The 17,038-nt window shown below is 72.5% G+C and carries 19 protein-coding genes; 6 read left to right on the top strand and 13 right to left on the bottom strand.

Features of this window, described 5'->3' with window-relative positions:
* Positions 1 to 52: 52 nt before the first annotated feature.
* The 3 genes from AB0I71_RS16465 to AB0I71_RS16455 all read right to left on the bottom strand — a co-directional run bounded on the left by AB0I71_RS16465 (position 53) and on the right by AB0I71_RS16455 (position 1,851).
* Complete coding sequence (locus tag AB0I71_RS16465; RefSeq protein WP_357585354.1) at positions 53 to 301, bottom strand: hypothetical protein; 249 nt, start codon at positions 299 to 301, stop codon at positions 53 to 55.
* 106 nt (positions 302 to 407) lie between these two features.
* Positions 408 to 668, bottom strand: a complete 261-nt coding sequence (locus AB0I71_RS16460) for a hypothetical protein (RefSeq protein ID WP_164450148.1) — start codon at positions 666 to 668, stop codon at positions 408 to 410.
* 85 nt (positions 669 to 753) lie between these two features.
* Complete coding sequence (locus AB0I71_RS16455; protein ID WP_357585352.1) at positions 754 to 1,851, bottom strand: alpha-hydroxy acid oxidase; 1,098 nt, start codon at positions 1,849 to 1,851, stop codon at positions 754 to 756.
* A 144-nt stretch (positions 1,852 to 1,995) separates the two neighbouring features.
* Between AB0I71_RS16455 and AB0I71_RS16450 the strand changes: the two genes are divergently transcribed.
* Complete coding sequence (locus AB0I71_RS16450; RefSeq protein ID WP_357585350.1) at positions 1,996 to 2,406, top strand: MmcQ/YjbR family DNA-binding protein; 411 nt, start codon at positions 1,996 to 1,998, stop codon at positions 2,404 to 2,406.
* Between the two features lie 3 nt (positions 2,407 to 2,409).
* Here AB0I71_RS16450 and AB0I71_RS16445 read toward each other — a convergent pair whose 3' ends face one another.
* Entirely contained in the window at positions 2,410 to 3,654 is a 1,245-nt protein-coding gene (locus AB0I71_RS16445; protein WP_357585348.1) for an MFS transporter, read from the bottom strand.
* Positions 3,655 to 3,741: 87 nt separating this feature from the next.
* Here AB0I71_RS16445 and AB0I71_RS16440 point away from each other — a divergent pair, with 87 nt between their 5' ends.
* The gene (locus tag AB0I71_RS16440) at positions 3,742 to 4,362 is read left to right on the top strand and encodes an ABATE domain-containing protein (RefSeq protein WP_357585346.1); all 621 of its coding nucleotides are present in this window, start codon (positions 3,742 to 3,744) and stop codon (positions 4,360 to 4,362) included.
* A 126-nt stretch (positions 4,363 to 4,488) separates the two neighbouring features.
* Positions 4,489 to 5,418, top strand: coding sequence for a sialidase family protein (locus tag AB0I71_RS16435; RefSeq protein WP_357585344.1), 930 nt, complete (start codon positions 4,489 to 4,491; stop codon positions 5,416 to 5,418).
* A 393-nt stretch (positions 5,419 to 5,811) separates the two neighbouring features.
* Here AB0I71_RS16435 and AB0I71_RS16430 read toward each other — a convergent pair whose 3' ends face one another.
* The 9 genes from AB0I71_RS16430 to AB0I71_RS16390 are packed head-to-tail and all read right to left on the bottom strand — an operon-like array spanning position 5,812 to position 13,978.
* Positions 5,812 to 6,156 (bottom strand): antibiotic biosynthesis monooxygenase family protein, encoded by a 345-nt coding sequence (locus tag AB0I71_RS16430; protein ID WP_357585342.1) that lies wholly within the window; start codon positions 6,154 to 6,156, stop codon positions 5,812 to 5,814.
* Positions 6,156 to 7,403 carry a beta-ketoacyl synthase N-terminal-like domain-containing protein gene (locus AB0I71_RS16425; protein WP_357585340.1) on the bottom strand — a complete coding sequence of 416 codons (1,248 nt, stop codon included), beginning with the start codon at positions 7,401 to 7,403 and terminating at the stop codon, positions 6,156 to 6,158. Before AB0I71_RS16425 ends, AB0I71_RS16430 begins: the two co-directional genes overlap by 1 nt.
* Before the next feature lie 37 nt (positions 7,404 to 7,440).
* Positions 7,441 to 8,715 carry a beta-ketoacyl-[acyl-carrier-protein] synthase family protein gene (locus tag AB0I71_RS16420; protein ID WP_357585338.1) on the bottom strand — a complete coding sequence of 425 codons (1,275 nt, stop codon included), beginning with the start codon at positions 8,713 to 8,715 and terminating at the stop codon, positions 7,441 to 7,443.
* A complete protein-coding gene (locus AB0I71_RS16415; RefSeq protein WP_357585336.1) occupies positions 8,712 to 9,110 on the bottom strand; it encodes a cupin domain-containing protein in 399 nt (132 codons plus the stop codon). The genes AB0I71_RS16420 and AB0I71_RS16415 overlap by 4 nt, the downstream gene beginning before the upstream one ends.
* The gene (locus AB0I71_RS16410; RefSeq protein WP_357585334.1) at positions 9,103 to 9,894 is read right to left on the bottom strand and encodes an SRPBCC family protein; all 792 of its coding nucleotides are present in this window, start codon (positions 9,892 to 9,894) and stop codon (positions 9,103 to 9,105) included. Before AB0I71_RS16410 ends, AB0I71_RS16415 begins: the two co-directional genes overlap by 8 nt.
* The gene (locus AB0I71_RS16405) at positions 9,891 to 11,270 is read right to left on the bottom strand and encodes an acetyl-CoA carboxylase biotin carboxylase subunit (protein ID WP_357585332.1); all 1,380 of its coding nucleotides are present in this window, start codon (positions 11,268 to 11,270) and stop codon (positions 9,891 to 9,893) included. The genes AB0I71_RS16410 and AB0I71_RS16405 overlap by 4 nt, the downstream gene beginning before the upstream one ends.
* A gap of 13 nt (positions 11,271 to 11,283) precedes the next feature.
* Positions 11,284 to 11,958 (bottom strand): acetyl-CoA carboxylase biotin carboxyl carrier protein, encoded by a 675-nt coding sequence (accB, locus tag AB0I71_RS16400; protein WP_357585330.1) that lies wholly within the window; start codon positions 11,956 to 11,958, stop codon positions 11,284 to 11,286.
* Complete coding sequence (locus AB0I71_RS16395; protein ID WP_357585328.1) at positions 11,955 to 13,655, bottom strand: acetyl-CoA carboxylase carboxyltransferase subunit alpha; 1,701 nt, start codon at positions 13,653 to 13,655, stop codon at positions 11,955 to 11,957. The genes accB and AB0I71_RS16395 overlap by 4 nt, the downstream gene beginning before the upstream one ends.
* On the bottom strand, positions 13,652 to 13,978 hold the full coding sequence (locus AB0I71_RS16390) for a TcmI family type II polyketide cyclase (protein ID WP_357585326.1): 327 nt from the start codon (positions 13,976 to 13,978) through the stop codon (positions 13,652 to 13,654). The genes AB0I71_RS16395 and AB0I71_RS16390 overlap by 4 nt, the downstream gene beginning before the upstream one ends.
* 402 nt (positions 13,979 to 14,380) lie before the next feature.
* On the opposite strand from AB0I71_RS16390, the gene AB0I71_RS16385 reads away from it, so the two are divergent.
* The 3 genes from AB0I71_RS16385 to AB0I71_RS16375 all read left to right on the top strand — a co-directional run bounded on the left by AB0I71_RS16385 (position 14,381) and on the right by AB0I71_RS16375 (position 17,032).
* On the top strand, positions 14,381 to 15,229 hold the full coding sequence (locus tag AB0I71_RS16385) for a BTAD domain-containing putative transcriptional regulator (protein WP_357585324.1): 849 nt from the start codon (positions 14,381 to 14,383) through the stop codon (positions 15,227 to 15,229).
* Positions 15,230 to 15,322: 93 nt separating this feature from the next.
* Positions 15,323 to 15,670, top strand: a complete 348-nt coding sequence (locus AB0I71_RS16380; RefSeq protein ID WP_357585322.1) for a TcmI family type II polyketide cyclase — start codon at positions 15,323 to 15,325, stop codon at positions 15,668 to 15,670.
* A gap of 12 nt (positions 15,671 to 15,682) precedes the next feature.
* Positions 15,683 to 17,032 carry an NAD(P)/FAD-dependent oxidoreductase gene (locus tag AB0I71_RS16375; RefSeq protein ID WP_357585320.1) on the top strand — a complete coding sequence of 450 codons (1,350 nt, stop codon included), beginning with the start codon at positions 15,683 to 15,685 and terminating at the stop codon, positions 17,030 to 17,032.
* Positions 17,033 to 17,038: the final 6 nt, after the last annotated feature.

The raw sequence follows: 17,038 nt of genomic DNA, 5'->3' as shown, positions 1-17,038 counted from the left end.
GACGGACGCGCCGGGCCGGGACACCCCGGCCCGGCGCGATCGACGTACCCCGTCAGTAGTCGAACGTCCAGAGGAACCACTGAGTGCTGACCGGCGCGTAGCTCTGCTCGCAGTACCACCAGTCCCACCGGCCCTCGGCGACGCCGGAGGCACCGTAGGACCGGCAGAAGTCGTAGCTGTAGTAGACGCCGCGCAGCGTCCCGCCCGGCGGGTCCGCCTGAGCCGGCGTCGCCCCGACGACGAGTGTCGCGCCTACCGCGGCGAGCGCCGCCAACGGCGCCACCACCCTGCTCCGCACCATGAGTACCCCCTGCGCTGTCGCATCGACGTATGCGAATAGCGTGACGAGACTCAGGACACGCCGTCAACGCGATCCCGAGCCTTGGCGGGTCGACGGTGGCAGTGCCTCAGGCGAGCGGACGCTTGAGGTGGTAGCGGTGCACCTCGGTGCTGCCCTGCACGTTGTTCACGTCCTCGGCGGCGGAGACGAGTTCCCAACCGTCCCGTCCGGCGCGGTTGAGGTGCGCGATGGCGGTGTCGCCGTACGCCGTGATGTCCTTACGTGACCCGTCCGGGCCGTACCAGACGAACGAGACATGAAAATTGCGGCCCTGCCCCTGGTAGCGGCGGACCAGCAGGGCGTACTCCCAGGCAACCATGCCGCCCATTATGACCATCCATCCAGGACGACGGCAGGGCGGCGGTCACAGGTTGCGAACCGGTGAACGCGATGAGTCGCCGCACCGGCACCGGTCAGCCCACCGGCACCGTGCGCAGCTCGCGGGCGGTCGCCGGATCGGCGCAGCCGGCCAGGGCCAACGCGTCCCGCAGCTCGTCGGCGAGCAGGGACAGCGCGGTGCCGGCCGTGGGCTGTCCACCGGCCGCCAGGGCCCAGAGCATCGGCCTACCGACCAGGACACCGTGGGCACCCAGCGCCAACGCGCGCAGCACGTCGACGCCGCTGCGGATCCCGCTGTCCAGCAGCACCTCGCAGGTGTCACCGACGGCCGCCACCACCTCGGGCAGCATGGTGGCGCTGGCCGGGACCCCGTCGAGCTGCCGGCCACCGTGGTTGGACACGATCACCGCCTGCGCACCCGCCTCGACGGCCCGCACCGCGTCGGCCGGGTCGAGGATGCCCTTGACGACAAGCGGCAGGTCACACCGATCCCGTAGCCACCGCAGGTCCGCCCAGCTCAGCGCCGGCGTGAAGACCGCATCAGACGGCGCGGACAGCGGGTTCACGCCCGGCGTACCGCCGTGGGCCAGGTCGTCTCGTCCACCCGGCAGGTTCGCCGGGACCAGCTCGGGCGGCAGTCGGAAGGCGTTGCGCAGGTCCCGGAGTCGTCGGCCGAGCACCGGCACGTCCACCGTGACCACGAGCGCCCGGCAACCGGCAGCGCGCACCCGCGCCAGCAGATCGGCCACCAGAGACCTGTGGCGCAACCAGTACAGCTGGAACCAGACCTCGGCGCCGGTGGCGGTGACCTGCTCGATCGGTGTGCTGCCGAGGATGCTGGCCAGGTACGGCACGTCGGCGACGCGGGCCGCGGCGGCAAGTGCCGGCTCGCCGTCGGGATGCACCAGCCGTTGGTACGCCATCGGCGCCACCCCCACCGGCATCGCAAAGTCCCGGCCGAGCAACCGGGTCCGCAGGCTCGGGTTGGTGACCCCGGTCAGCACCCTCGGCAGCACGCCGACCCGGTCCAGGGCGCTGCGGTTCCCACCGAGGGTCACCTCGGCACCGCTGCCACCGTCCACGTAGTCCCAGACCTGCGGCGGCAGCACCGTCCGGGCCAGTCCGGCGAAGTCGGCCAGACAGACCGGGGGTGGACCGGGCGTGATCTCCATGCGGTCCACGATCGCCGAACCGGCGACCGCTACGCCAGTACGTGCTCAGGAACGCCGGCAGGGTGGCGGGCGAGTTCCGGGCGGACCAGAGCTCGGGTGTCCCGTGGGACCCATCGCGCCCGCCACCTGGCGTACCGTCTGGAGGTGGCCAGTTGGGACGACGTACGCCGGATCGCGCTGGGCCTGCCGGAGACAAGCGAGCGGCCCTCCTATGACGGGGTGGCCGCCTGGCGGGTGAAGGACAAGCCATTCGTCTGGGAACGTCCGCTGCGCGGCAAGGAACTCCACGACCTCGGTTCGGCCGCACCGGACGGTCCCATCCTCGGGGTCCGGGTGGCGGACCTCGGCGTCAAGGAGGCGTTGCTCGCCGACGACCCCGGCCTCTTCTTCACCACGCCACACTTCGACGGCTACCCGTCGGTACTGGTCCGGCTGGACCGGATCGACCTTCCCGAGCTGACCGAGCTGATCGTGGAAGCCTGGTACGCCCGCGCCCCGAAACGGCTCGCGGCGGCGCACCAGGCGCAGACGGCACCACCCGAGGCGGGAGGGTGACGCTCACCCGGCACGACCGAAGGAGACGTCCCGTTCACCAGGTGCCGCAGCGGCCGGATCGGCGGAACCGGTCGGCTCCGGCGGTGCCTGCCGCGCGGGGGCGGTGCGCCGGGTCAGTCGCTCGCTGAGCACCAGCAGCAGGGCCACCGCGCTGAGCACAGCACCGATCAGTACGGTGCTGTGCACTCCGTGGCGCGGCAGCGCGAGCCCGCCGACGAAGGCGCCACCTGTGATGCCGACGTTGACGGCGGCGGACACGGTCGCGGCGGCGAGATCCGAGCGCCCCGGCGCCACCTGAAGCACGAGGCCACCGAGGGCCGCGGTGAACGCGGCGAAGGCCAGGCCGGCCAACGCGATCAGGCCGACCGCCGCGCCGGGCAGGTGACCCAGCGCGGACAGTCCGACAAGTGCCAGCGACTGGAGTGCGACGGTCGCGATCAGGGCGAGCCAGGGGCTGCGGTCCACGAGCACCCCGACGGCGAGGATGCCGAGCACGCTGGCGACACCGCGGGCGAGCAGGATGGCGCCGACCGAGGCGGCGGGCATCGCGCTGTACTCGGTGACGAAGAGGGCGACGTAGGTGTAGGCGGCGATCGCGCCCGCGGTGGCCAGGACGGCCACGGTGACCAGCAGCCAGAAACGGCGCGCGTCAGGGGTGGCGCCCCGGGTGGCGTGCCCCTGGTCGGGCCGCGTCGAGGGCAGCAGCGAGGCGACCACGACGAACACGATCGCGCCGAACCCGGCCACCGCAAGGAACGCGGCCCGCCAGCCGGCCCGCTCGCCCAGCCAGATGCCGGCCGGCACGCCCAGGGCCAGGGCGACGTTGCCACCGGCGAACACCACAGCGACCACCCGGCCACGGAGTCCGGGCCGGAACAGTTCCGCGGCGGCCGGCACCACCACCGCCCAGAACAACGCATGGGTCGCCGCGGTCGCCACCCGGGCCGCCAGCAACCACGCGAAGGTGCTCGCGAACACCGTCACCGCGTTGCTGACGACGAAGCCGGCCAGCAGCGCCGACAGCAGTCGCCGGCGTGGGACGCGGCGGACCAGTGCGGTCAACGGGACCGAGGCGACCATCACCACCGCGCCGTACGCGGTGACGAGCATGCCCACGTCCGCGGGTGACACGGTCAGGTCCGCAGCCATCGGCAGCAGCAGCCCGATGGGCAGCGCCTCGGCCGTGGTGTAGAGGAAGGTCCCGCCCGACAGTCCGATGAGCACAACCGTTGCCCGCCCGCGTCCCATGCACCCTCCAGTGTTACCTGCTAACGAAGCTATGGCGGTAACACTAGGCAGCGCTCGAACCAGGGTCAACTGGTAAAGTCGCTTTTGATGGAAACATTCGAGGACGTCCGGAGACTGCGCCTGGTGGGCGGCAACCTCGCGCTGGACTTCGTCAACACCCGCACCGGTCCGCCCGTCGGGCCCCCCGACGACGACGTGCTCACCGGCTACCCCGAGCTGGTCGCCTGGGCCGGGTACGCGGGCGTCCTCACGGACGCGGAGATGGCCAGGTCGCTCCGCCTCCAGCGGGACGACCCGGACGCCACACAGGCCGCCTTCGTACGATCACAGCGGACCCGCGACCGCCTCGACGAGGTGTTCCGGGCGCTGGCCACCGGCCGGGACCCGAGCAGGTCCGCCCTGGCCCGCCTGCGCGACGACGAGGCGGAGGCGCTCGGTCACGCGCGGCTCGACCGGGCCGGCAGCTTCGTCTGGACCTGGCGGGACGACCACACGGCCGACCGGCCACTACGTCCGGTGGTGCACGCGGCGGTCCAGTTGCTCACCACCGGGACCCTGGACCGGATCAAGGGATGCGGCGGCTGCCGCTTCGTCTTCATCGACGAGAGCAAGAACCGCAGTCGCCGCTGGTGCAGCATGGACGACTGCGGGACCGCCGAGAAGGCCCGACGGTACGTCGCCGCGCGACGCACCCGGGCGTCCCGGTGAGCACCGGCACCGGACCGCGAGGTCGGCCGCGTCCGCACCGGCGCCGCACCGCCGGGCAGCCGCGTTCGTACGCTGTTCGTCCCACCGCCACACCTGTGTCGCCCGCTCCGCGTACCGTCGACGCCCGTGATCATCCGTCCGGCGACCACCGAGGTGCGCGCGTTACGCCGTATCGGTGACACCGCCCCGCACAGTGCTTTCACCGATCTGGTCCGGCACGCCGGACACTGGTTCTGCGCGTTCCGCCAGGGCCGGTCCCACCTGTCCGACGACGGTGTCCTGCGGGTGCTGACCTCCTCCGACGGTCGGTCCTGGCAGAGCGCGGCGGTGCTCGCACAGACCGGTGTCGACCTGCGCGACCCGCGCTTCGTACCGCGTCCCGACGGACGGTTGCAGTTGCTCGCCGCCGCCGCGACCGGCACGCCGAAGCGGTTCCGGACGGTCGCCGCGATCAGCGACGACGGTCATCGGTGGGACGAACCCCGGCCGATCGGCGAACCGGACGTCTGGGTCTGGCAGGCCGCGTGGCGCGGCGACGCGATGTACGGCATCGGCTATGCCACCCGGGAGCCCCGGTTCGTCCGGCTGTACCGCAGCGAGGACGGCTTCGACCTGCGACCGGTGGTGCGGACGCTGTTCTCCGGCGGCTATCCGAACGAGTCCGGGCTGGTCTTCGACCCCGACGGCACCGCCACCTGCCTGCTGCGGCGCGACGGTGGTACGGCCACCGCCCAGCTCGGCCGGGCCCGCCCGCCGTATCGGGAGTGGACCTGGACGGACCTCGGGGTACGGGTGGGAGGTCCGGCGCTGTGCCGGCTGCCCGACGGCACCCTGGTCGCCGGCGTACGGCTGCACGACGGTTCGGTGCGGACCGCGATCTGCGCCGTCGACGTGGCACGGGGCCGGCTGCGGGAGCTGGTGGCGCTGCCTTCCGGCGGCGACTCCAGCTACCCCGGCCTGGTCTGGCACGACGAGCGGTTGCACGTCAGCTACTACTCCTCGCACGAGGGGCGCAGCTGCGTCTACCTGGCCGAGGTCGACCTCGGGGCGCGCTGAGAGCGTGTTCGAGATCCCCCACCGCGCACCGTAGCCGGGTCGCCCGATCGGCGAACCTCCTTACGCGGGTCGGCGGAGGGCCGCCGGTCCACGGAGGGCGACAGGTCGGCGAGGGTCCCCCGGTCGACCTCGCTCGGCGAGAACAGCGGTCCGGTCATGACATCCCCACCTCCACCATCGACGTCGCCGCGGCGCGTACCAGCCGCAGGTCGCCTCCTCGGAGCACTGCCGGAACCCTACGGCAGGCCGGATGAACATTGCTTCATGCAAATGGATGCCCGAGAAGGGCGACTGGCCGGATTGCCGCCGGGTCACCCGACGGGGATGATCGATTCCGTGTGTCGACCTTAGGTGAGTGAATCAACACCCAGCGTGCAGCTTCCCGTGCGGGTGTCAGGCCGGCACCGGGGTCTGCGCGTGGATGTGGAAACGCAGTGACCGGGCGTCGGTGAAACACTCGCGCATCGGCCGGACCAGCTCGCGGTGCTCCGGGCTGCGCTCCCACGCCTCGAAGTCGGCCAGGCTGCTCCACTCGCTCGTGATGAGCCACTGCTCCGGGTCCGTCGACGAACGGCACACCTGGTCGACCAGGTGGCCCGGCACCCCGTCGGCGACCAGGTGCCGGACCGCCTCGTAGGCCCGGAGGAAGTCCTCGGTGCGTTCGTCGGGCACCCGGACCAGAAAGACCACCCGGGCCCGGTGCTCGCCGGCCCGCTCCTCGCGCTCCGATGCAATCATCACGGTTCCTCTCCGGCCGGCGGCGCACCGCGCAGCACCAACGCACTGTTGAATCCGTCGAAGCCCCGGGCGCAGATCAACGCGACCCGGGTACGCGGGCGGCGGGCGGCCCGCAGGAAGTCCAGTTCACAACCTTCGGCCACGACGTCCGGGCCGGCCGAGGCGGGCAACGTGTCGTGGGCGAAGGCGAGCAGCGCGGTGGCCACGTCCAGGGCCGACCCACCCTGATGCGCCCGCCCGGTCAACTCCTTGTGGGTACTGACCGGCGGCGTGCGGGCCCCGAAGACGGCACGCAGCGCGCTCGCCTCGGCCCGGTCGTAGCGGGGCACCCCGAGAGCGTCCGGGACCACCACGTCCACCTCGTCCGGTTCGACGCCGGCTCGGCCCAGGGCCAGCCGCATCGCCCGGGCGTACTGGTGCTGGTCGCCGGAGCTGTCCACAGTGGTGTGCGCCGCGTCGTGGGTGGCACCCCAACCGGTCACCTCGCCGTAGATGCGCGCGCCCCGGGCACGCGCATGACCCAGCTCCTCCACCACGAACACCGCGCCGCCCTCGGCGGGCAGGTAACCGCTGGCGGTGGCGTCGAACGGCCGGTAGGCCCGTTCCGGATCGGTCACCTCGCTGAGCAGTCCGGAACGGAGCTGACAGGCAAGCGCGTACGGGCTCAGCGGGCACTCGGTCGCCCCGGCGAGCACCACCGAGGCGCCGCGTCGCACCGTCCGCACCGCGTGCGCGAGGCTGTCCAGCCCGCCGGCCGACTCGGCCACCAGCACTCCGCACGGACCCTTCGCCTGGTGCCGGATGGAGAGCTGTCCGACGCTCGCCGCGTAGAACCAGGCGATCGACTGGTACGCGCCGACGGTGCGCGTCGGTGACGACCAGAGGCGTTGCAGCTCCCGCTGGCCGAACAGGTTGCCGCCGGAGGCGCTGGCCAGGGTCACCGCCCAGTCGTACGGATCGGTGGCCCGCTCCGGCAGGGCGGCGTCGGCCAGCGCCAGTGCGGTGGCGGCGAAACCGAGGTGGGTCCACCGGTCCGTCTGCACCAGGGCCCGGTTGTCGGCGTACCGGGCCGGGTCGAAGTCCGCCACCTCACCGCCGAGCCGGGTCGGGTAGCCGGAGGCGTCGAACAGGGTGATCGGCCCGGTACGGCGGCGGCCGGCCAGGACCGAGCGCCAGTGCGCGTCCGCGCCGACGCCGCTGGGTGCCACCACCCCGACGCCGGTGACCACGGCCCGCCCGCCCGTCATGCCGTCACCTCGCCGGCCATCCGGACCAGACGCGCGCTCACGGTGTCACGTCCCGGGCCAACCGGCGGAACAGCATGGCCGACTGGAAGCCGCCGAACCCGCTGCCCACCGAGAGCGCCACGTCCACCGGTACCTCCCGGGCCTCGTTGGGCACGTAGTCCAGGTCGCACTCCGGATCCCGGGTGGCCCAGTTGGCGGTCGGCGGCACCACCCCGAACTCGATGGCCAGTGCGCACGCGGCCATCTCGATGGCACCGATGGCACCGAGGGAGTGCCCGACCATCGACTTGATCGAGCTGATCGGCACCCGGTAGGCCGAAGGCCCGAGCGACCGCTTGAACGCGGCCGTCTCGTGCCTGTCGTTCTGCCGGGTACCGGAGCCGTGGGCGCTGATGTAGGAGACGTCCTCTGGGTCCAGCCGGGCCTGCCGCAGGGCATCGGTGATGGCCAGCCCCATCTCCAGGCCGTCGGGGCGCAGCCCGGTCATGTGATAGCCGTTGCTGCGGCTGGCGTAGCCGGCCACCTCGCAGTAGACGTGTGCGCCACGCCGCGCGGCGTGTCCGGCCTCCTCCAGCACCAGCACCGCCGCCCCCTCGGCCAGCACGAAGCCGTGCCGGTCGGCGTCGAAGGGGCGGGAGGCGTGTGCCGGGTCGTCATTGTCCGGGCTGGTGGCCTTGATGGCGTCGAAGGAGGCCACGGTCACCGGGGAGATGGGTGAGTCGGCGGCACCGGCGAGCACGATGTCGGCCTCGCCGTCGACGATGAGCTGATGGGCGTACCCGATGGCGTCGATGCCGGAGGTGCAGCCGGTGGAGACCACCTGCGCCGGGCCGTGCAGGCCGTGTCGGCAGGCCACGTCGGCGGCCAGGCTGCTGGGCATCAGCGCCGGATAAAGGTAGGGCCCGCCGAGAGCCGCGTCGACCAACCAGCGCCGGCCGCTGTCGCTGACCGTCACGTACTCCTGTTCCAGCGCCATGGTGCCGCCGACGGCGGTGCCGAGGACGACACCGGCACGGTCACGTTCGGCGTCGGTGAGTTCCAGCCCGCTGTCGGCGACCGCCTCGGCGGCGCAGGCCAGCGCGAACTGCACGTACCGGTCGGCACGCTGCCGCTGGGCGGGGGTCAACCCGGCGGCGTCCGGGTCGAAGTCGCACTCGGCGGCGATCTGCGACCGGAACGGCGACGGGTCGAAGAAGCTGATCCGCCGCGTCGCCGTACGCCCCTCGGTGATGCTCTTCCAGAACCGGTCCCGGGTCACCCCGCCGGGCGCCACCACCCCGACGCCGGTGACCACGGTGCGTCGGGTGGTCATGACCGGTCCCGCTGTTCGACCAGTTCGGTGTCGACGTGGCCGAGTTCCGGGCGCGGGGCCAGCGGGCCGAGGTGGAAGATCACCTCGGCGGGTACGTGCCCGGTGTTGCGCAGCCGGTGCCGGACGTTGCGGGCCACGAAGAGCGCCTCGCCGGCCGCCACCGGCACCGGTTCGTCGTCCAGGTCGACGGTGATGGCGCCGCGGGCGACGTAGAGGAACTCCTCGCTGTACGGGTGATAGTGCTCGGCGATCCGTTCCCCCGGCGCCATGGTGGCCACGCCCATGAAACCCGAGGTGCTGCCGACGGTACGCGGACCGAGCAGGACGCGCAGTTCGCCACCGCGACGGCGGTCGGCGGGCACGTCCCGGGCGGCCACCAGGGCGAGGTCACTCATCGTCTGCTCCTGTCGCACTCGTCCCTGTCGACACGGTCGCCGGCGCCGCGCTCGTCGGGGTGCCGCTCGTCCTCGGCGTGGTCGCCCGGTGCCGGGCGAGCCGCTCGACGCGCTCCTTGATCACAGCCAGCTGCACCGCGCTGTTGGTGTTGATCCGCTCGGTCATCCCGGCGTTGTCCACAGGCGCGGTGGGCTTCATGGCGAAGTCCTGCACCCAGGTCATCCGGACACCGTCGGGTTGCTCGGTGTAGGTCCAGTGGATCCGCATGTACTCGAACGGTCCGGTCTCCACCCGTCGGGCCCGCACCTGCCGGGTCGCCGGGTCCGCGGTGCGTTCACTGACCCAGCTCCAGGCGACTCCGTTCTCGTCGGGATGCATGGTGAGCCGGAACCGGACGGTGTCGCCGTCCCGGTCCAGGATCTCGGCCCGCGCGTACTCGGTGAACAGGTCCGGCCAACCCGCCACGTCGTTCGTCACCGACCAGACCAGCTCCAGCGGCGCGGCGATGACGATGCTGTTCTCGGTGTGCCCGGGCGGATCCGACCGCCGGGCGACCAGCTCGGCCACGGCAGGGATGCTCAGCTGGGCGGCCTGCTCCGGGATGCTCACCTGCCACCGGTCGGCGACGACGGCCGAGAGTTCGAGCAGGGCGAGCGAGTCCATGCCCAGCTCCTCCAGGGAGGCGGCCGGCGCGCGGGCGGCGGCGTCCGGGTCGAGTCCGCAGTTGGTGACCAGGATGCCGGTTATCTCCGCGGTCAGCGGACGGCCGTCGGTGACGGTCATCGTTTCCTCCTCGGGTGTACGGGTTTCGGTGCGGCGATCAGGCGGTCCACCAGCCCGGTGGAGTGACGCCCCTTGCGGAACTCGGCGTCGTCGAGCACCCGGCGGACGAACGGGATGGTGGTCCTCATCCCGGGTCCGGAGATCTCGAACTCGCTGAGCGCGCGGTCGAGCCGGCTCAACGCCAGGTCACGGTCCGGGGCCCAGACCGCGACCTTCGCCAGCAGCGAGTCGTAGTGGGGCCCCACCAGGTAACCGGCGTGGCCGTGGGTGTCGACCCGGGTGAACGGGCCGCCGGGTGGCACGAACCGGTCCAGGCGGCCGGGAGTCGGCGCGAAGCCCCGATCCGGGTCCTCCACGTTGACCCGGCACTCGATGCCCACCCCGGTGAACCTGACGTCCTCCTGACGCCAGCGCAGCGGGGTGCCGGCGGCGACGTGGAACTGCTCGTGCACCAGGTCGATCCCCGTGATCATCTCGGTGACCGGGTGTTCCACCTGGATCCGACAGTTGATCTCCAGAAAGTGGAACCGCTCCTCGGCGTCCACCAGGAACTCCACGGTCCCGGCACCGGTGAACCCGACGTCGAGCGCGCCGCGCAGGGCGATGCTGGCGATGGCGTCAAGCGTCGCCGGGGACAACGCCGGAGCGGGCGCCTCCTCGACAAGCTTCTGATGCCGGCGCTGCACCGAGCAGTCCCGGGTGCCCAGGTGCACGCCGTTGCCGTGCGAGTCGCAGAGCAGTTGGACCTCGACGTGCCGGGCGTCGGTCAGGTAACGCTCGACGTACACCCGGTCGTCGCCGAAGGCGGCCTGGGCGGCGGCGCGGGTGCGCGCGTACGCCCGGGGCAGGTCCGCCGGGGAGCGGACCACGGCCATCCCCCGGCCCCCTCCCCCGGCCGCGGCCTTGATGATGACCGGGTAGCCCACCTCGGCGGCGACGGCCGCGGCCTCGGCGGCCGTCGGCACCGGCTGTACCGCGCCCGGCGCCAGCGGTAGCCCGGCACGGCTCATCAACGCGCGGGCGGAGGACTTGTCGGCCAGCGCGGACATCACCTGCGGTGGCGGGCCGACGAAGGTCAGCCCGTTGTCCGCGCAGATCTCCGCGAAGTCGGCGTCCTCGGAGAGGAAGCCGTAGCCGGGGTGCACCGCCTGGGCACCCACCTTGCGGGCCGCCTCCACCACCGCCGCGGCGTTGAGGTAGCTGCGTCGGCTGGCCGAGGGTCCGATCCGGACGGCCTCGTCGGCCAGCCGCACCGCCGCCGAGTCGGCGTCCGCTGTGGAGTAGACCACTGCGGTACGGATGCCCAGTTCCCGGCATGCGCGCAGGATGCGCAACGCGATCTCGCCCCGGTTGGCGATCAACACCTTGGAGAACATCGGCATCCCACCCTCAGACCGGATCCAGGGCGACAAGTGGCTGGTCGTACTCCACCTGTTGTCCGTCGGCCACCAGGACCTCGACGACCCGGCCGGGCCGGTCCGCGGCGATCTCGTTCATCAGCTTCATCGCCTCGACGATGCCGACGACCTGCCCGGGTCGGACCAGGTCGCCGACGGCCACGAAGGGCGCGGCGCCCGGCTGCGGCGACCGGTAGAAGGTGCCGACCATCGGCGAGCGGACGCTGGTGCGGGTCGCGGCAGCAGCCGGCGCAGGCGCGGACGGTGCGGCCGGCGCCCGCGGGGCGGGAGCGGCGGCGCCCGTGGGGCCGGACGGTACGGCCGGCTCCGGTCCGACCGGTCGTTCCCACTCCACCTCCAGTTCGGCGTCGCCGAGGCGTAGCCGCAGCCGGCGTACCGGGTCGGCCAGGTCGGCGATGAACTCCCGGGCGTGTCGACGTAGCTCGGCCAGGGCTTCCTCGGCCGCCGGCTGCCGGCCGGGTGCCGGACCGGCGACGCCGTCGGCCGGGTGCCCGACCTCGTCACCGGCCGGGGTCGTGGGTGCGGTGCGGGCGAGGTGCCTGCCGTCAGCCCGTCCGGTACCCGCCTGGTCCGCCTCCGGGTGCGGCGCGGCGGTCGCGCCCGGGTCACCGGTGACGGCGGGCGCGGTGCCGGCCGTGGCGCTCACCGGGCACCCGCCCGGGCACCGGCACGCGCGGCGCCGAAGCGGCGGAACCGCCGTCGTCGTCGTTGGACCAGGGTCACCGCCGGCACGTCCAGCAGTGGCAGCAGGTTCGCCAGCAGCGCCTGACGGACGGCCCGCGCCGTCGCCTCGGGGTCGTCGGCGGCGGAGCCGTCCGGCTCGGGTACGACCTCGTCGACGACGCCGAGCCGGCACAGGTCCGGCGCGGTCAACCGTAGGGCCCGGGCCGCCTGCGGGGCGGCGGTACGACCGGGCCAGAGGATCGCGGCGCAGCCCTCCGGGCTGATCACCGAGTAGACCGCGTGCTGGAGCATCAGCACCCGGTCAGCCACCGCCAGGGCGAGCGCACCGCCGCTGCCGCCCTCCCCGGTCACCACTGTCACCACGGGTGTGGGCAGCACGCTCAGGGTCAGGATGTTCTCCGCGATGGCCGCCGCCTGGCCGTGCTCCTCCGCGTCGACGCCCGGATCGGCTCCCGGCGTGTCGACCAGGGTCACCACCGGCAGCCCGAGCCGGGCCGCCAGTCGCATCAGCCGCAACGCCTTGCGGTGTCCCGCCGGGGTGGCCATGCCGAAGTTGCGGGCCGCCAACTCGGCGGTGGTGTGTCCCTTCTGGTGGCCGATCACCATCAGGTGCCGGCCGTCGAGCCGTGCCAACCCGCCGACCACCGCCGGGCAGTCGGCGCCGAGCCGATCGCCGTGCAGTTCGGTGAAACCGTCGAAGGCGGTCTCCAGGTAGTCGAGCGTGGTGGGGCGACCGGGGTGCCGGGCCAGGCGTACCGTCTCCCAGGCGTCGCGGGACGATGCCCGCGACTCCTCGACCGGGCGGGCCGGCTCGGACGGTGGGGCGGGTGCGTCGGACCGGCTCGCGGTCCGGCGGCCGACGCCCGCCACCGCGAGCAGGGTCGCCAGCCGGGCGCGCAGCGCGTGCCGGGGCACCACCATGTCGACCTGGCCGTGCCGCAGCAGGAACTCGGCGGTCTGGAATCCCTCCGGCAGGCTGCGGCCGGTCACCTGACGGATCACCCGGGGGCCGGCGAAGCCCATCCGGGCGCCGCTCTCGGCGAGCACCAGATCGGCGCTGGTGGCGAAGGATGCGGCCACCCCGCCGTAGGTGGGATCGGTGAGCACGCTGACGGTGAGCAGCCCGACCTCGCGCAGCGCGGCCATCGCCTGGCTGACCGTGGCCATCTGCATCAACGACAGGGCACCCTCCTGCATCCGGGCGCCGCCGGAGGCGGTGACCAGGACCAGCGGGATGCCGGCTTCCAGTGCCTGCTCGGCGGTACGGGTGATCAGCTCGCCGACGGCGCACCCCAGACTGCCGCCGAGAAATCGGAAGTCCATCACCGCGAGCGCACAGCGCGACCCGCCCACCGTGGCGGTGCCGCAGAGCACGGCCTCCGGCAGGCCGGTGTCGGCGCGGGCGGCGGTGAGCCGGTGCGGGTACGGCAGGACGTCGACGAAGCCGATCGGGTCGACCTCGACCGCGCGGTCCGGCAGCGGCCGGAACGACCCGGGGTCGACGAGTTGGCTGACCCGCTCGGGTGCGGCGAGTCGGGCGTGCAGGCCGCACTCCGGGCAGACGTCGAGGTTACGACGCAACCGCTTGCGGTAGAGCAAGGCGGCGCAGCCGCCGCACCGGGACCACAGGGTCTCGCCCGAGGGCGCGGTGGCGGTCACGGCCGGGGCCCGTCGAAACTGTAGAAGCAGCGCGCCATGGCGTCTCGGGGCGAGCGCCAGTCCGGCAGGTACGGCGAGATGTACGCGCTCAACCGACTGCTGACCCTGATGAACTCGGGGTGTTCCCGGACCGCCTCCACGGCACCGTCACCGGCCGACTCGGTCTCGATGAGGTGCACGTACAGGTCGTCCAGGCGGTACAGCGAGCGATGCCGGACCCCCACCAGGCGGGGCAGTTCGGTCGTGTCGGACTCGGCGAAGATCTCGGCGACCGCCGACTCGGCGGTCGGTACCACCTTCGCGACGATCAGCGTTCGGTCCATGCTGGTCCTCCCCCCCATGGGGCCGGTGGCGACGCCACCGGAGGTGCCCGGACGGCTGCCGCCACGATGCGGACCACCGCGTCACCCGGGCGTCACCGGCACCCCCGGAAAGAACAACCTTTGGTGACGCTGAGTTGACGGAAGCTGTGGTTCAGCTGAGCGAGCACGGCCACCATGATCAGCAAGATTGGGCAGTTCAGAGGTGGTTTCACAGAACCAGAAGCGTTACATTGCCGACAACATCGTTGACTCAGAGTAACTGCTATTGATAATCTTCACGGCGGTCAGACCCGGCAGCGCACCCCGCGTGCGACGGCCCAGCGAGTCGACAGTGGCGTCACGGCGGCCACGCCGGGACCCGGCCGAGACCCGCAACCGACGCGTTCCGCAGGGGGTGCCGCCGTGGCCGCCGTTCCGCCCACGCCCACACCCACCACCGGTCAGCCGCAGGACGCCGACATCCGGCTGCATCTGCTCGGCGGGTTCCGCCTGACGCACGGCGACACTCCGGTGGTGGTGCCCCGCGGCCTGCAACGGATCATCGCGCTGATCGGGCTGCGCCCCGGCGCCACCCGTACCCACCTCGCCGGCCTGCTCTGGCCGGAAGCCACCGAGGAACGGGCGCTGTCCTCACTGCGGACCGCACTGTGGCGGCTGCGTCAGGATCCCTACTGCCCGCTGACCACCGCCGCCGACACCGTCCGCCTCGACGCACGGGTCCGGGTCGATGTCGACCTGCTCGTCGACACGGCCGGCCGGGTCCGGGACGGTCACGCCCCGGGCGACGCCACGGAGGCCCTCGCCGCCGGTCGGCACGACCTGCTGCCCGGCTGGTACGACGACTGGGTCCTGGCCGACCGTGAACGGCTGCGCCAGCTCCGACTGCACATGCTGGAACAGGTCGCCGGCCAGCACCTGGCCGCCGGGCGGCACGGCGAGGCGCTGGAGGCGGCGCTGGAGGCGATGGCCGCCGAGCCACTGCGCGAGACCCCGCACCGGCTGGTCGTACGCATCCACCTCGCGGAGGGAAACGCCTTCGAGGCGGTGCACGCCTTCTACGTCTACCGGGACCTGCTGCTGCGGGAACTGCGACTCGAACCGTCACCGGCGATGAGCGCGCTGCTCGCCGAGACCCTGGACCCGATCCGTCGCGCCAGCCGCCCGACCGGTGGACCACGCCGGCACCTGGTCACGCGCGCCGCCTTTCCGGGCCCGATGACGGTGCGTCACCGTACCGATCCCGGACGTTGACGGAGAGGTGACTGCGCGGACGACAGGGTGAGGGCCACAGCGGCCCGAGACTCCGGTGTCCGTCCGGGCCGAACCACCGGTGAGAGGGATCCGATGAGCCGTCTAGTGATCGTCAGCAGAATCATCCCGGGCGCGGAGGGTCGCGTGGCCCAGATCTTCGCCGAGTCCGACGAGACCGAACTGCCCAGCATGACCGGGGTTCGCCACCGGTCCCTGTACTGCCTGCACGACCTGTGCGTACACCTGATGGAGACCGACGACGTCGGCGCGGACGCCCTCGCGGCGGCCCGCAACCATCCGTTGTTCCAGCAGGTCAACGAGCGACTGTCCGCGCACACCTCGCCGTACCTGCCCACCTGGCGCTCGCCCCGCGACGCGATCGCCAACTGCTTCTACCGCTGGGACGGCGCGGACGTTCCGGCGCCGCGCGTGGCCGGCTGACCGGGCGAGAACATGGCGACCCGAGCACCGCACGTCCTGGTCATCGGCGCAGGCACCGGCGGCCTCTGCCTGGCGCACGGGCTGCGCCGGGCCGGAATCAGCGTCGACGTCTACGAACGACACCGGACCAGAGGCGAGGGGCTGCTCGGCTACCGGGTGGGCATCGGTCCCACCGGCAGCCGGGCGCTACGTGACTGCCTGCCGCCGGAGCTGTTCGAGATCTACCTGGCCACCTGCGCCCGCTCGCCCCGCTACTTCAACGTGCTCAGCGAGAAGATGCGGCACACGGCGTCCTTCCCGCTGCGGCCGGACACGCACCCGGTCGACACGGAACGGTCCGTGGCCCGGATGACGCTGCGCCAGGTGCTGTTGACCGGCCTGGAGGACGTGGTGCATTTCGACCGCACCTTCACCCGCTACGAGCAGCACGACGACGGCACGGTCACCGCCCACTTCGCCGACGGTGGCACCGCCACCGGTGACCTGCTCGTGGCGGCGGACGGTACGCACTCCGCGGTCCGTCGCCAGTACCTGCCGCACGCCGTCATCCGGGACGCCGGCACGGTCAACATCGCCACCCGGGTGCCGCTCACCGCGCACACCCGGTCCCTGCTGCCGGAGAGCGTGCAGCGGGGCATCTCGCTGATCTTCGGCACCGGCGGGGTGATGGGCGTGCTGCACGTGATGGAGTTCAAGTGGGACCGTGACGGTCGCCTCAAGCCGGAAACCAGCTCGGCTGACGCGAAACTGCTCGCCGACTGGCCAGGGCTGGGCCACGACCCCACCCGCGACAACATCAACCTGGTGGTGTGGAGCACCGCCCGGCGGTTCCCGTCGGACGTGATGCGGCGCCGGGGTACGGAGCTGATCCAGGTGGCCCTGGAGCTGACCGCCAACTGGCATCCGCACCTGCGCGAACTGCTCAGCCTGGCGGACCCGGACAGCGCCCTGCCGATCCGGGTGTCCACCTCGGAGCCGGTGCCGCCGTGGAAGAGCAGTACGGTCACCCTCCTCGGCGACGCGATCCACACCATGACACCGGGTCGGGGCGTGGGCGCCAACACCGCACTGCGCGACGCGAATCTGCTGCGGCGGCAACTGATCCTCGCCACCGCCGGTGAGAAGACCCTGGTGCAGGCGGTGGCCGACTACGAGGCGGCGATGGTGCCCTACGGCTTCGCCCGGGTCGCCGACTCGCTGGGGCGCAGCGGCACCAACGGCGACGACCGGATGTACCAGCCGGTGTTCGGCCGGCTCGCGCTTCTCGGCGCCCGGGGATACTTCCGGGTCACCAGCCGGGTGCCCCGGCTGCGGCGCAAGTTCGTCGACGACTTCTACACCTACCGAGGTGAGCAGGACTGATCCTCG

Origin of the sequence: Micromonospora sp. NPDC049891 (assembly GCF_040660295.1) — a bacterium.
In the GTDB taxonomy this organism is placed as follows: domain Bacteria; phylum Actinomycetota; class Actinomycetes; order Mycobacteriales; family Micromonosporaceae; genus Micromonospora.
The sequence above is the reverse complement of the archived record's forward strand: the minus strand, read 5'-3'. Positions and strand labels throughout refer to the sequence as shown.

Bases quoted from the DNA above. Each gene is read 5' to 3' on its own strand.
- AB0I71_RS16465 (WP_357585354.1), bottom strand. From the start codon at position 301: ATGGTGCGGAGCAGGGTGGTGGCGCCGTTGGCGGCGCTCGCCGCGGTA.
- AB0I71_RS16460 (WP_164450148.1), bottom strand. From the start codon at position 668: ATGGGCGGCATGGTTGCCTGGGAGTACGCCCTGCTGGTCCGCCGCTAC.
- AB0I71_RS16455 (WP_357585352.1), bottom strand. From the start codon at position 1,851: ATGGAGATCACGCCCGGTCCACCCCCGGTCTGTCTGGCCGACTTCGCC.
- AB0I71_RS16445 (WP_357585348.1), bottom strand. From the start codon at position 3,654: ATGGGACGCGGGCGGGCAACGGTTGTGCTCATCGGACTGTCGGGCGGG.
- AB0I71_RS16440 (WP_357585346.1), top strand. From the start codon at position 3,742: ATGGAAACATTCGAGGACGTCCGGAGACTGCGCCTGGTGGGCGGCAAC.
- AB0I71_RS16430 (WP_357585342.1), bottom strand. From the start codon at position 6,156: ATGATTGCATCGGAGCGCGAGGAGCGGGCCGGCGAGCACCGGGCCCGG.
- AB0I71_RS16425 (WP_357585340.1), bottom strand. From the start codon at position 7,403: ATGACGGGCGGGCGGGCCGTGGTCACCGGCGTCGGGGTGGTGGCACCC.
- AB0I71_RS16420 (WP_357585338.1), bottom strand. From the start codon at position 8,715: ATGACCACCCGACGCACCGTGGTCACCGGCGTCGGGGTGGTGGCGCCC.
- AB0I71_RS16415 (WP_357585336.1), bottom strand. From the start codon at position 9,110: ATGAGTGACCTCGCCCTGGTGGCCGCCCGGGACGTGCCCGCCGACCGC.
- AB0I71_RS16410 (WP_357585334.1), bottom strand. From the start codon at position 9,894: ATGACCGTCACCGACGGCCGTCCGCTGACCGCGGAGATAACCGGCATC.
- AB0I71_RS16405 (WP_357585332.1), bottom strand. From the start codon at position 11,270: ATGTTCTCCAAGGTGTTGATCGCCAACCGGGGCGAGATCGCGTTGCGC.
- AB0I71_RS16390 (WP_357585326.1), bottom strand. From the start codon at position 13,978: ATGGACCGAACGCTGATCGTCGCGAAGGTGGTACCGACCGCCGAGTCG.
- AB0I71_RS16380 (WP_357585322.1), top strand. From the start codon at position 15,323: ATGAGCCGTCTAGTGATCGTCAGCAGAATCATCCCGGGCGCGGAGGGT.
- AB0I71_RS16375 (WP_357585320.1), top strand. From the start codon at position 15,683: ATGGCGACCCGAGCACCGCACGTCCTGGTCATCGGCGCAGGCACCGGC.